The sequence below is a fragment of the Vibrio sp. 1069 genome (assembly GCF_033340555.1).
Genome location: NZ_JAWOWP010000346.1, coordinates 1 through 718, shown reverse-complemented (window position 1 = coordinate 718; position 718 = coordinate 1). Strand labels below are relative to the sequence as shown.

At 40.4% G+C, this 718-nt stretch carries 1 protein-coding gene; it reads right to left on the bottom strand.

Going from position 1 to position 718, the window contains the following annotated elements:
• Positions 1-59 precede the first annotated feature (59 nt).
• On the bottom strand, positions 60-718 hold a 659-nt coding region (locus tag R7040_RS26425), incomplete at its 5' end, for a hypothetical protein (RefSeq protein ID WP_318097571.1).

The following is a 718-nucleotide window of genomic DNA, read 5'->3' as shown; positions in this document are numbered from 1 at the left end:
TGGTACATACGGCATAAATCGAGTCAGATATATTTAAATATCTCCAAAGCTTGTTCTTATCAATCACTGCTTAAAATATTCCCTGAAATATAGCTGGTCACATTTTCTCCCGTGAGCACCGTTCTTTCACTACAGTTAAGACGCTTTAATCGATAAGCTGCCCCTTTTCCCATAGCAAAAGCCCAAGAAGGGTCGAAGTTAAGATCTGTCATTGAGTAGGCGATATCTCCAAATACAACATACTCCAAAGGCTTGAGATATGGATTAGCAATCAAAGCAACACCTATCACCTGCATCACATCCGAACGTTTATCTTGTGTTGCAGCCTCAATGTAATCCTGAAAAGCATCATCTTCCATGTCGATATTGGCATTTCTCATTAAGCATTCAGGCGTAGCGCAACTCGCTTTAAAACGCACATTAAACGATTCATCATTCACTACTAGATTGCGTCGATAACTGCCATCTTGAGAGAAATTATCAGCCTTTTCTGTCTGGCGTGATAACCGATTCTCTTCGACTTTTCTAAGCGCACCACCTCCCTCAATGAAACCATTTTTGACCTGATGAATAAGATCATATCCAGTCTCATAGGAAATATTGCCCCCGTTGTACCCTTTCAAGATAACATCGAACGCTTCGCTAAATTCTTTTACCGCTTGGCTGTGAACCGAAGTTTCCAGATCCAATGCGGGAAGAAAAATTAATAATTCTTCAA